The 13,009-nt window shown below is 37.5% G+C and carries 10 protein-coding genes; 5 read left to right on the top strand and 5 right to left on the bottom strand.

What is annotated here, in order from left to right; all coding sequences use genetic code 11:
• Window positions 1–14 precede the first annotated feature (14 nt).
• A complete protein-coding gene (gene fadE / locus RGQ13_RS07845; protein WP_348393003.1) occupies window positions 15–2,483 on the bottom strand; it encodes an acyl-CoA dehydrogenase FadE in 2,469 nt (822 codons plus the stop codon).
• 203 nt (window positions 2,484–2,686) lie between these two features.
• Here fadE and RGQ13_RS07850 point away from each other — a divergent pair, with 203 nt between their 5' ends.
• Window positions 2,687–3,475, top strand: coding sequence for a class II glutamine amidotransferase (locus RGQ13_RS07850; protein WP_348393004.1), 789 nt, complete (start codon window positions 2,687–2,689; stop codon window positions 3,473–3,475).
• Between the two features lie 2 nt (window positions 3,476–3,477).
• Here RGQ13_RS07850 and RGQ13_RS07855 read toward each other — a convergent pair whose 3' ends face one another.
• The 3 genes from RGQ13_RS07855 to purM all read right to left on the bottom strand — a co-directional run bounded on the left by RGQ13_RS07855 (window position 3,478) and on the right by purM (window position 6,206).
• Window positions 3,478–4,254 (bottom strand): DUF3108 domain-containing protein, encoded by a 777-nt coding sequence (locus RGQ13_RS07855; protein WP_348393005.1) that lies wholly within the window; start codon window positions 4,252–4,254, stop codon window positions 3,478–3,480.
• Between the two features lie 247 nt (window positions 4,255–4,501).
• Window positions 4,502–5,164 carry a phosphoribosylglycinamide formyltransferase gene (purN, locus tag RGQ13_RS07860; protein WP_348393006.1) on the bottom strand — a complete coding sequence of 221 codons (663 nt, stop codon included), beginning with the start codon at window positions 5,162–5,164 and terminating at the stop codon, window positions 4,502–4,504.
• Window position 5,165: 1 nt separating this feature from the next.
• The gene (gene purM, locus RGQ13_RS07865; RefSeq protein ID WP_348393007.1) at window positions 5,166–6,206 is read right to left on the bottom strand and encodes a phosphoribosylformylglycinamidine cyclo-ligase; all 1,041 of its coding nucleotides are present in this window, start codon (window positions 6,204–6,206) and stop codon (window positions 5,166–5,168) included.
• Between the two features lie 145 nt (window positions 6,207–6,351).
• On the opposite strand from purM, the gene RGQ13_RS07870 reads away from it, so the two are divergent.
• Both RGQ13_RS07870 and hda read left to right on the top strand, forming a co-directional pair.
• On the top strand, window positions 6,352–7,455 hold the full coding sequence (locus RGQ13_RS07870; RefSeq protein WP_348393008.1) for a DUF2066 domain-containing protein: 1,104 nt from the start codon (window positions 6,352–6,354) through the stop codon (window positions 7,453–7,455).
• Window positions 7,455–8,156, top strand: coding sequence for a DnaA regulatory inactivator Hda (gene hda / locus RGQ13_RS07875; protein WP_348393009.1), 702 nt, complete (start codon window positions 7,455–7,457; stop codon window positions 8,154–8,156). Before RGQ13_RS07870 ends, hda begins: the two co-directional genes overlap by 1 nt.
• A gap of 340 nt (window positions 8,157–8,496) precedes the next feature.
• On the opposite strand, the gene RGQ13_RS07880 is transcribed toward hda, so the two are convergent.
• Complete coding sequence (locus RGQ13_RS07880; RefSeq protein ID WP_348393010.1) at window positions 8,497–10,557, bottom strand: MltF family protein; 2,061 nt, start codon at window positions 10,555–10,557, stop codon at window positions 8,497–8,499.
• A 217-nt stretch (window positions 10,558–10,774) separates the two neighbouring features.
• Here RGQ13_RS07880 and RGQ13_RS07885 point away from each other — a divergent pair, with 217 nt between their 5' ends.
• Together RGQ13_RS07885 and RGQ13_RS07890 are read left to right on the top strand one after the other, a co-directional pair.
• The gene (locus tag RGQ13_RS07885; protein ID WP_348393389.1) at window positions 10,775–12,613 is read left to right on the top strand and encodes a protein kinase domain-containing protein; all 1,839 of its coding nucleotides are present in this window, start codon (window positions 10,775–10,777) and stop codon (window positions 12,611–12,613) included.
• 10 nt (window positions 12,614–12,623) lie between these two features.
• The gene (locus RGQ13_RS07890; RefSeq protein WP_348393011.1) at window positions 12,624–13,004 is read left to right on the top strand and encodes a VOC family protein; all 381 of its coding nucleotides are present in this window, start codon (window positions 12,624–12,626) and stop codon (window positions 13,002–13,004) included.
• Window positions 13,005–13,009 lie beyond the last annotated feature (5 nt).

A 13,009-nucleotide genomic window follows, 5' to 3' on the forward strand; every position in this document is an offset into this window, starting at 1 on the left:
CGTTTCTCAATCATCTACGCAGCCTTTTCATCTTTTTTCGGCACTTGATTTGCTAAATGCTTTTCTTTATTAGCAACTAGGTCAATAGCATCAAAATCATCTACGTTGATCACGTCTTTACGTTGTTGCTCTGTAACCGTTAATAATTCAGCTTCTTCTTTAGTAATTAAAGAGTTAGCTAATGCACTTTCAGCAAGCTCATCTAAATTGATAATAGCGTGGCGTTTCCCCGTAGCAGCATTAATTTTATCGACTATAGCTTCGGCTTTTATGATATTTTCAAGTGCTAATTCTAATTTACCCATTAAATTACCATCGGTTTTATTTAAGTATTGGCCTTGGCCTAAACGTGTTCGCGCCGCATTAGGGTGTTGCAATAATTGCGACACTTTATGATCTAACACATCACTTGGCTTTTTAAGCGATGGACCAAACGGCATCACCAAGTATTTAAATACTTTACCGATAACGCGGTTAGGGAAGTTTTCGCTTAACTCTTTAATCGCTAATTCACATTTGTATAAGCTATCTTCAATAGCCCACATCATCAATGCTTGGTCTTCTTTCTGGCGACCTTCATCGTTAAAGCGCTTTAATGTTGCCGAGGCTAAGTACAAGTAACTTAATACATCACCCAAACGAGCAGAGATACGCTCACGGCGTTTTAGATCACCGCCAAGCACTGCCATCGATAAATCTGATAATAACGCTAAATTCGAGCTAAAACGGGTCATAATTTGGTAATAACGATGAGTTTTATCCTTATAAGGTGCACTAACCAAATGAGCACCAGATAATGAGAACCATACGGAACGAACCATGTTTGAAATAGTAAAGCCCATATGGCCAAACAAGGCTTGGTCGAAATCTTCTGTTGCTTGTTCAAAGTTTGGGTTTGCTGCAGCTTCAAGCTCTGCTAATACATATGGGTGACAGCGAATTGCCCCTTGACCATAGATGATCATATTACGAGTGAGTATATTTGCACCCTCTACAGTAATGGCAATTGGTGCCCCTTGATAACCACGGGCTAGGTAGTTATTTGGCCCCATACAAACACCTTTACCGCCATGGATATCCATGGCGTCACTAATACAATCTCGCATTTTTTCAGTTAAGTGATATTTACAAATGGCTGATACCACGGAAGGTTTTTCACCTAAATCAACGGCTCCGGTACTCATAGTAGTAACAGCATCCATTAAATAGGCATTACCACCAATACGAGCTAGAGCTTCTTCAACGCCTTCCATTTTACCAATTGGTAATTTAAATTGACGACGAATATGGCTATAAGCACCCGTTGCTAAGGCAAGTGTTTTAGCGCCACCAGCTGAAGTTGAAGGTAAGGTAATTGCACGTCCAACAGATAAGCATTCAACCAACATACGCCAGCCTTGGCCTGCCATGTCTTTACCACCAATAATGAAATCTAAAGGTACAAAAATATCGTTACCCTGAGTAGGACCATTTTGAAATGGAACATTCAAAGGAAAGTGGCGGCGACCGGTAATTACACCGTCAATATCGGTAGGAATTAAGGCACAGGTGATACCTAAATCTTTTTCTTCGCCAATTAGTTGATCAGGATCGTATAACTTAAATGCTAAACCCAAAATTGTCGCGACCGGAGCTAGGGTAATATAACGTTTATCCCAAGTTAAGCGCATGCCTAGTACTTCTTTGCCTTCAAATTCACCTTTACAAATAATACCAAAATCTGGGATAGCACCGGCATCTGAGCCTGCTTCAGGACTCGTTAAGGCGAAACATGGAATTTCTTCACCAGTAGCAAGACGGGGCAGGTAATGATCTTGCTGCTCTTTAGTACCATAATGTTGTAGTAGTTCACCTGGGCCTAAAGAGTTTGGTACGCCAACAGTACTTGATAATACCACTGAAACACCGCTTAATTTTTGTAATACTCGAGATTGTGCATAAGCACTGAATTCTAACCCGCCATATTCTTTTTTAATGATCATCGCAAAGAATTTATTATCTTTTAAATACTGCCAAACAAGGGGAGGTAGGTCGGCTAATTCATGGGTAATTTCCCAGTCATCACACATACTACACACTTCTTCTACCGGGCCATCTAAAAAGGCCTGCTCTTCTAGGGTTAAGCGAGGTTGTGGGAATTTATGCAGCTTTGTCCAGTCAGGGTCACCTTTAAATAATTCAGCTTCAAACCAGGTGGTTCCTGCATTCAATGCTTCTTTTTCTGTCGTGGACATTTCAGGCATAATTTTTTGAAATGCTTTAAGTAGTCTTTCACTAATTAAACTCTTTCGTATGCTTTTAATATTTAACGGCGCTGCGATAGCAATAAATACTATCCAACTAAAAGCGCCAACAAGGCCAAAGATGCTGCCAACAAACATCAATAAAATATAGCTGCTTGTAAAAACACTTAATGATGCTCTGGTATAGGCTAAATAACCTGTGATTAAGATAAATGCTGATAAACCGATTAATACTTCCACAATAACTCCAAAAAGGTAAGAGGTCAGACCACTATTTAATTTAAGCATAATTACATTTTATTGCAAGATCAAATAGTTTATTTACATTACTTATGTATAAGTATAATTTAGTCTCCCAATTGATCTAATTTTTGCTGAAACTTTTAATAAATAATCGTTATACTATTTATTAAGTTACCCCTAGGAATGATAAAGGCGATTACATGTGCGAACTATTGGCAATGAGTGCCAACGTACCAACAGATATTTGTTTTAGTTTTGCTGGCTTAATGCAAAGAGGCGGAAATACTGGCCCACATAAGGATGGATGGGGTATTACTTTTTATGAAGGTAAGGGCTGTCGTACATTTAAAGATCCTAAACCAAGCTTCGATTCTGAAATTGCTAAACTGGTAACTAACTATCCAATAAAAAGTGTAGCGGTAGTTTGTCATATAAGGCAAGCCAACGCTGGGCCGGTAAGCTTGGAAAATACCCACCCTTTTACTCGTGAGTTATGGGGAAGAAATTTCACTTATGCCCATAACGGTCAACTTGCCAATCATAAACAAATACTAAAAACCCATAAGCTATTATCTATCGGTATCACCGATAGCGAGCAAGCATTTGTATGGATATTAGAACAATTACGTATTAAGTTTGGTGATAACAGGCCTGGATCTGAAGCGCTTTATAATTATTTAGCCAGTTTATGTGAGCTTATTGATGCCTTAGGTGTATTTAATTTAATTTTAAGTGATGGTGAATTTATCTTTGCTTATTGTTCAAATAACTTGCATTGGATCACTCGACGAGCCCCCTTTGGCCCTGCAAAGTTAATCGATACCGATGTTGCTATTGATTTTAAAAAAGAGACAACAGAGCACGATGTAGTAACTGTTATAGCTACGCAACCCCTCACTGCTGATGAAACATGGTCGAAACTTCACGCAGGTGATTGGTTAGCTTTTGAATATGGTGAAATAGCCTATCAAGGTAATAGGCTGGGCTAGGATTATTTCTCTTTTGAAATCTCAGTAGAGTCAGAGTCGGTGTTTCCTGACTCTATTGATACTAACTCTGCTTGAAATTGCTGAAAATCACTTTCTATCTGATGCAATTTAACCATTAAATAATTCAACCTAGGGGCAAACCAAGCATAGGTAACTTGCTTAGTATTAGGTTTTTTACGTCTTAGTTTTATCGCATCAATCACGCCAAAAGGTAACATTAACTCCTCTTCACCAATGTATTCGTAATTATAGGTACTGATACCACCAGAGGTACTTAGCGCCTGAAAATGAAAGTTTTTAACGCCATTGATCAGGTTTAATCGAGATTGCAGGTGATAACTTAATTTACTCTGTAAGCCATCAACCCATTCGCCTTTCATTGGCTTTTTCTTCTTTTTCATGTTGTAAGCGGTTTTATTGGCGTGATCAAATTGCCAATGATAATACTTATCTTTACCTGTTCCTTCTCGATCAGACTTATAAGTAAGCGGAGTCACTTGCCCATTAACAATTTTATTGGTGGTTATTTCTCTTCGATGATCAGAAAAAATTAACCATTCGATATCAGTTTTGTAATTAAAATCAAAACTACCATCGGGAAGATTTTTTAATGTTCGTTCGGCTTTGCCGACGATGTCACCATCATGAACAATATTGTATTTTGCGGTAAAATCAGGAATTGAACTTACAGGGGATGCTGGTTCTGCAGCCATTGATGAATGGGAAAAACATGCTAGAAATAAGCCATGTAATAGGGGAGATAATAACTTACTGTTCATAATAATACCAAGTCCATTAATTATCTGATCATTTTGACCGGTTAAAACGAATAACTACGGCGTTATAAAATCTTTAAGTAGAATAACTACTTATAAAATTTTATGCCTTGTATTTATCCATTTTTCCTCACTCAAAAATAGGTCACATAATCAATGGAATTGGTATAACCCTTTGTTTCCATTAACTATGCAGTAAAAAATTTTAGAGTGATAAACAGTAAGTTAGTTCAATAAAAAGTTATACTTGCTATTCATCACTCGCATAGCCATTCTCAGGCAATGCTTGATTATCAAGTTTGGCACAATCTTCGCTCATTGTTAAGCGCTGCTCGCAAAACCATTTAACCACTAGTGGATAAATTCGATGTTCTTGTTCATGAACTCTTGCAGCAAGGTCATCAGCACTGTCACCGGTAAATACAGGCACTTTGGCTTGTAAAATAACCGGTCCACCGTCAAGCTCTTCAGTAACAAAATGAACGCTCACACCATGTTCTTCATCACCGGCATCAATAGCACGTTGATGGGTATTTAAACCTTGGTACTTCGGTAATAAAGAAGGGTGGATGTTTAACAATCTACCTTGAAAGTGTTGTACAAACTCAGCGGTTAAAATTCTCATGAAACCTGCTAGAACGACTAGATCTGGTTTAAAGATATCTATTTCTTTAATAAGCTGGGCATCGTATGCATCACGGGTTGCAAATTCTTTGTGAGAAAGAACACGTGTTGCTATATCAGAGTTCTGTGCACGGGTTAAGCCATATACGTCAGCTTTGTTAGATAAAACACCAACAACGTTACCGTTAATAGATTGTTTCTTGCAGGCATCAATGATGGCCTGCAAGTTTGTGCCACTACCCGAGATAAGAACTACAATTCTTTTCTCGGTATTGTTAACAGATGACATCTTAGTTAATTACCACTTGTTCTTCGTCATCGCTTGCTGTTTGAATTTCACCTAAGTGCCAAGCATTTTCACCGTGCGCTTTAAGAATTTCCAAACTTTGCTCAACTTTATCAGCAGGAACAACAATCATCATACCAACACCACAGTTAAAGGTACGGTACATTTCATGAGTAGTAATGTTGCCTTTTTCTTGTAACCAGTTGAAAATTTCAGGCCATTGCCAGCTGTTACCGTTTACCACCGCTTTTGTGTTGGCTGGTAATACACGAGGAATATTTTCCCAGAAACCGCCACCAGTAATGTGTGAAAGGGCATTTGCTTTAACTTCTTTCAGCATTGCTAAAGTAGACTTAACATAAATTTTTGTTGGTTCTAATAAATGATCGGCAATTGAACGTTCACCTAACATTTCGCTGGTATCAGTGTTATTCACTTCTAATACTTTACGAATTAAAGAGAAACCATTTGAGTGAGGGCCTGAAGATGCAAGCGCAATAAGTTGATCGCCAGCAGCAACATTGTCACCAGTGATTAACTCTGCTTTTTCAGCAACACCAGTACAGAAACCAGCAATATCATAGTCGCCTTCATGGTACATACCAGGCATTTCAGCGGTTTCACCACCAACTAATGCACAACCAGATTGCACACAACCTTCAGCAATGCCGGCAACAACATCTGCTGCAACTTGTACGTCAAGTTTTGCAGTTGCGTAGTAATCTAAGAAATATAAAGGCTCAGCACCAAGTACTAGCAAATCGTTTACACACATAGCAACTAAATCAATACCTACTGTGTCATGCTTCTTTAAATCGATAGCTAAGCGTAGTTTAGTGCCTACACCGTCAGTACCAGAAATTAACACCGGCTCTTTATAGCCTGTTGGTATTTGACAAACTGCGCCAAAACCACCTAAGCCACCCATAACCTCTGGTCGAGTAGTTCTTTTAACTGCAGTTTTGATTTTTTCAACTAGTGCATTACCTGCGTCGATATCAACACCTGCGTCTTTATAGCTTAACGATTGTTTTTGCTCGCTCACTTGGGAACCCTTAAAATGTAAGTTTGTAATATTAAAGATGTAAAAATTGCGCATATTCTACCAGTGCTGACGCCGATATAAAATCTTTGTGAGAAAATATTTTTTTTCTTGGTTAAATACTTAATCTTTATGATAATATTTGCGTATGAAAACAATGAAATTATCTACTAATAAAGCCGTTAGCGCTTTTTTATTACTTATTGCCATGGCATTCCCTGTGTTTGCAATAGAAGTAAACGATTTATATCAAGCACAAGTGTTGGTTGATAACACGTCTACGGGTAAACAAAAAGCGGCTAAGCAGGCATTCAAGCAAGTACTTGTTAAGCTTGCTGGGGAAAAATTTGTTCGCTCAAATGAACAAATTAAAAAGGCCTTGGCTAAACCTAATAATTATTTAAGCCAGTTCAGTTATGAACAAGTCGAAAATGAAACATTTTTACTTGCTCGTTTTGAACAGGATAAAATTAATCAGTTGTTACAAAAATCTAAAGCTAGTGTTTGGGGAAAATATCGTCCACTGATGACCATATGGATGGTTGAAGAAGATGGTATCGTGCGTAATGTTGTTGATGATTCAACATTTGAATTGAAAACACTGATCACCGATACGGCGAACAATCGTGGTTTGCCTGTTAATTTCCCGTTAATGGATTTAACTGATTCAATGAATATTTCGGTAAGTGATATTTGGGGAAGGTTTCCTGACACTTTACAGCAGGCATCGAGTCGTTATTTAGCTGAAGCTGTTGTGGTTATTCGAGTATCAAATAGTACCTTACTTGAAGAACCTGATATTACCACTTGTGGGCGTGTATGTAAGAAATGGCAGTACTCAGCTGACTGGCAATATATCAGTCAGGGCGAAGTCATTGAAAATAAAGTTAATGGTGATGATAAAAATCAAGTGATTGCTTTAGCGATAAATGATTTAGCCGAGCATTTACACAACAATAGTGCTTACGTATTTAGTACAGAACAGCAAGGTCAGTTGGATATTGAAATTGCCAATGTTAATTCAATGCAAGCGTTTGTTTCTGTAAGTGAGTTTTTAACTAATTTAACCTTAGTATCTGATGTTAAGCTTATCAGTGTATTTGGCGAGAAAATGTTATTTAGACTGAATATTTTAGCAAATGCTGAGGCAATAAAACAAAGCTTGAAGCTTGAACAAAAACTGAGTGAAAATCACGACCCATTAGCTATTATTAATGAAGATGCGGTTATTAGTTTTATGTGGAAGGGTTAATGTCGAATACTGAGCAATTACCTTTAGCCGTTCATTTACCCGATGATGAAACTTTTGATAGTTTTTATGCGGTAAATAGTGGTGCCGTGATCGGACAGTTAAAAGCGTTTATTCAAACTCCTGTAACTACAACCAATGGCTTTTATTTATTTGGTCAAGCAGCTGTAGGAAAATCTCACTTATTACACGCTAGTTGTGCTTACGCTGCAGACATGGGCTTAACCTCTTTATGTTTATCGTTTTCAGAAATCAAGCAGTTATCTGTTGAAGTGTTAGCAAACCTTGAGAGCTTTGACTTAATTTGTCTAGATGATTTACACCTAATTGCTGGAGATGAACAATGGCAACAAGGTATTTTTGATTTATATAATCGTGTCATCGAAAACAATAAAAAACTGATCATAGCTGGTAACAATAGTGCCAATAGCTTACTTATTACCTTACCTGATCTAGTTTCACGTATCACTTGGGGCTTTACTGAACAGTTAAAGCCATTAGCAGATGTTGATAAGATATTGGCAATGCAACTTCGCTCTAAATTGCGTGGTATTGAAATGAATGAAGAAACGGCTAAATTTTTACTAAACCGCTTATCACGTAATATGAATAATTTGGTGGAAAGCTTGGATGTTCTAGATAAAGCCTCCATTAAAGCGCAACGTAAAATTACCATTCCTTTTATTAAAGAAACGTTGTTCTAATAGTTCTGCAGCTGTAGGTGGTCAATAAACATAGATCAGTTTTACCACATTGGAGACGGCTTAAAATATCAGAAAAAATACAACGTCATCCTCGAGGAGTTCAAGCGACATCGGGGACCTCCTTCAGTTATAGCGTACATATAATAATTTGATTTTATTACTTTTTAGAACCTCAGTATGCGTCGGGAGGTCCCGCGTCTCGCTTTGGCTCGCAGGATGACGGCGTTCTTTTAATTTATGAAACCTTCCGCTTTGTGGCACTACCTGAAATGGCTTTGCTACGAACTGTTGCTGATTTTGTTCCGAGAAAATATTTCTCAGGCAGTTTATTAACAATTAATTAAAGAGAAGTCATTTCAACTTGATGGATATATGCTTGGTACTTATGGCGAATATTGCGTACATACGTAACTGGTTCATTGCCTCGAACATAACCATAGCGAGCTTTAGACGAATATTCTCGTTTAGATAAAAGCAACATCGCCCGTTCCACATTGTCAAACCATACATCTTCACGCCAGCCTTTTTGTTTTGCTAAACGAATTGCATCATTTACGTGCCCATAGCCAGCATTATATGAGGCGAGTGAAAACCAAATCAGTTGATCTTCGCGTACATCCATCTCTTTCATACGCTCTTGTACCCAATGCATATACTTTACACCCGCATGAATGCCATTTTCTGGGTTAGTCATATCAGATATTTTTAATTCTTTAGCGGTGCGCGGCATCACTTGAAATAAGCCTAAAGCTCCGGCATAAGATCTGGCATTAGGGTTGAAGCGACTTTCTTGATGCATTTGCGCGATAAGTAAATTGCTATCAAAGCCGTACTGTTTGGCATATTTTTTTACTACATCATCATAAGGTGATAATGCACCGCCAGTTTTTTGTTGGGTAAAATCTTGGTGATGTTTATCAATGAGTTTTTGATTTTCAAAGTACTTGTTATGAATTACGTTATAAAACAGACCGCGATAAGTACGTTTAATATAGGTATCAATTTTAGCTAATAATGCATTACTGCCAGTTTGTACCACCCAGCTTTGGGCTTTTTCTTTACCAATATTAATACCCGCATTGATATCGGTACGTAAACTTAGTTCTAAATCAACCAAATGATTATCGGCAATGGTAAGGTCAAATTCACCAGTAGCAACAGCTTCTATGATCCGCTCGGTGTCGTAGGTTTCTGGTGCTGCTGTTAGTACAATTTCAGGCATTAAGGTTTGTAAATCTTTTACAGTGTTCCAGTAAGAGCTAGATTTTCTGACGGTAATGTTACGGTACTTTAAATCTTCAATACGGCTGATTAATGGATCATTTTCTCCACTGACTAGTTGTTCTGTTGCGTAATGATACGGACGAGAGAAGCCCAAACCTTGTTTTATACGCTGCTGATTTGGCGTATAAAAGCCTAAAGCGATATCGGCTTTACCGTCTTTAATGTATTCAAACATCGCTTCATTATCTGGCGCCACTAAAATTTCATAACGTAGGCGGTGTGCTCGGGCAAAATCCTTGGCAAGTTCATAGTGAAACCCCATTAACTCACCTTTCCATAAATAATAGGAAGAGATGTTATTGCGCATAACAAATTTGATCGTACGTCGTTCAGTTATTATGTCCCATTCATCTTTAATCGGGATGGTTTTATTAATGGTAATTTCTTGTTGAACGAGAAAATTATTTAGAGCAGTTTTCAGTAAGTTAGATTGTTTATTTACTGCCCAGGCGATTTCTTTAGCGCTATTAGCTTGCAAACTTATCTTCAGATCTTTTCGATACTCGAGAGTTGAATCAATAATATTTGAATCAACAATTGTTAAGTCATACTCTCCGCTGGCAACTTTATCAAAAATTTTATCGTGGCTCAGGTGTTTTGGTATTTCAATAATTTCAAGGTTTTTATAAACTTTGGCTAATCCAATTGCTGTTAGAGCGTAAGAAGTACCAGGCTGTACAGCAACTTTACGACTGTCTAAATCTTTTGCATTAACCAAGTCTTTTGCGCCGTTTGCCATAATTAAATGTTCAGTGGTTTCAATAAGAGGCAGGGTGAAATCAATTTGTCTTTTTCGTAAAGGGTTAACGGTTAGGTTTGAGGCGATAATATCGCCTTCGCCTTTAACTAGGGCAGGGATTAATTCGGCAAAATCATCTTTAAAAATATACTCAATGCTTAGATTATTTTCTTTGGCAAAATTTTCTAAATAGTCTTTATCTAAATTTGGTGGTGAGCCAGCCCTTGGAAGATAGTTATCTTGTCCTGACCAAGTTAGAACTTTAAGTGTTTTGCTTGCTTCAATTTCACTAAGGTCTCTGCTGTTTGCTTTAGCAAGCTCTGCGAAACATAAGACAAATATTAATGAAAAAATTAAATAAAGCTGCTGCTTAGTCAAAGGCTTGTCCAAATAAAATATTCTTGTTAATAAAACTTTAGCATAAAATGACGAAAACCATATTGTTAACAGGTAGGATTTTTATATTTTTAAAAGATCAGCTACACATTTCTTTATAACTGGTTTACAGCTGCTTAATAGGCAAGCGATAATCAATAAAAATTCACATTCTTACATTTGCTTGTAATAATACCCTTAGCATTTATTTTGAGACGAAATTTTGGCAGAAAAAAAACTCCAGCATTTTTATATTGCTGAAGATCAATCTATTTATCTACTTAGCCATAAAGATGCAGCTAAATTAAAGCAATGGATTGAACTAAGTAAAAGCCAGCTAAAAGACCTTGGCTACAATAATGTTGAAATGATCGGCAAAGGCGCTTATGGCTTTGTTTTTTCAGGTAAAAATGAAAGCGGTGAAGAACAAGTTTTTAAATTCTCGCGTATTAATTTACCTCAGCACGTACAAGATAGATTAGCCGATGAAGCTGAAATGCAGGATATGCTTGAGCATCAACGCATACCTAAACTGTTTGAGTATTTAAAAATAAAACGTCAATCAATCGTTCATATGAGCCGTGCTCCTGGCGATGATCTAGATGTTATTTCTCATAGACTCGGCCCATTGCCGGCAGAGCAAGTTGTTAATATTACCATTCAGTTAATCGAACTTCTACAATTCATCAGGGAGCCAACTAATAATACTCGTACGCTGCCTGTCGTGCATGGCGATATAAAACCTTCAAATATTGTCTTAGATGAAGACACTGATCAAATTCAACTTATTGATTGGGGCTCATCAGTTTGGGCACAATGTGATAAAGACGGGCACAGCACCGCAACTAACATCATGGACTTAATGAGTGGCGATTTACAACAAACCAACTCTCGCATGGGCGATATTTATTTTATTGGTGATGATCAATTGAATGGTGGTTTATCATCGCCTCGTTTTGACGAACAAGGTATGGCTGCAACCATTTACGCTCTGGCTTCAGGCCAGTCATGTCGTTATGGCTATAAAGTAATACCAGCATCATCATTGGGCTTGCCATTAATGTTAGCGAAAGCATTAGATGGTATGTTAGGTGAAGATCCAAAGTTACGACAACAAGCAGGTGATTATTTAATTAATAATTTAAATTTATTAAAAAATACAGTGTTAGCGAGTGTCCCTACAAAATTAAACATTGATGCGATGATCCCTGTTTGGCAAAGAATACATCATGATGAAATAGATACCGTAGTTTATGGCTCACGTAAATCGTTTTTAAGGGCGCAAGCTGATAAAGAAAGTTTGGTTGATATAGACGATGTACAACTAGAAAAATATTATAAAAATTTTCTCGTCGGTATGGGCGATACTGAAAAAGCATTCGTTGCCGCGGTTAGTCGTTTGGCAAAATTTCCTGTAGTTGGCGGCTTGGCAATAAGATGGGAAAAGGATGGTGTTTATGTTGACTCTAACTTAAGTTTATTTGATCCAAAGTTAGAATACTCTTTCAAGTCAGCGGTGAATAACATGGTGACCCTTGCCAGGGGAATTTTTCGAATAGGTATTTTTAAATCCTGTTTATTTAATGCCAGAGATACACTGCATGTAGAACGCAAAAATAATAGCACACCATTTATTGCTAAAGCGCAGCAGAGTATTCCATTTGAAGTAAGTAAACTTGCTGAAGTTGATCATACCAGTAAACTGCACTCATACTTTGAAGATGGTAAAGATCCCGATGAATATTTACGCCTTCCTGATGGAATTATGGCGGTGTTAGCGCGTTTGAATCTAATACATCATACTGGTTGTATTATTTTTGAGGTATTAGAGAAGCATTTAAAAATACACAGCTATTTAATGCTGTTAAATCATGATCAAAAACAAGAATTTAAGCAGTGTTTACAAGACATTTTGGATTTATTGCCAACTATTAAAGGTGTTGGTATTTCCGGCTTTATGAAGCTACCTTATAAAGACACACGGTTTTTTGAACACATTAATCAATTACCTGATAAATTTTACCCAAAAAATCCGAAAGTATTAGATACAAATCATTAAGGTAACTACTATGGCAAATGATAAAATAGGCGATGTAGCCTGGCTTGACTTAACCGTTAAAAATGCAAGCACAGTGAAAGATTTTTACCAAGATGTAGTCGGTTGGAAAAGTGAAGGCTGTGACATGGGCGATTATGAAGACTATGTAATGACTAGCCCTATTGACGGTGAAGCAAAGTCAGGTGTCTGTCACTCAACAGGAGTTAATGCCGATTTACCGCCCGTTTGGATGCCTTATTTTATTGTTGCAGACATCAAGAAGTCAGCTGTAGCCGTACAAGCCAATGGTGGAACCTTGTTGACAGAAATAAAATCGATGGGTGGTGAAGATAAGTATGTTGTAATTAAAGATCCTGCCGGCGCCATTTGTGCGCTTTATTATAAAGCTTAAGGAAT

The sequence above is a fragment of the Thalassotalea psychrophila genome, assembly GCF_031583595.1.
In the GTDB taxonomy this organism is placed as follows: domain Bacteria; phylum Pseudomonadota; class Gammaproteobacteria; order Enterobacterales; family Alteromonadaceae; genus Thalassotalea_A; species Thalassotalea_A psychrophila.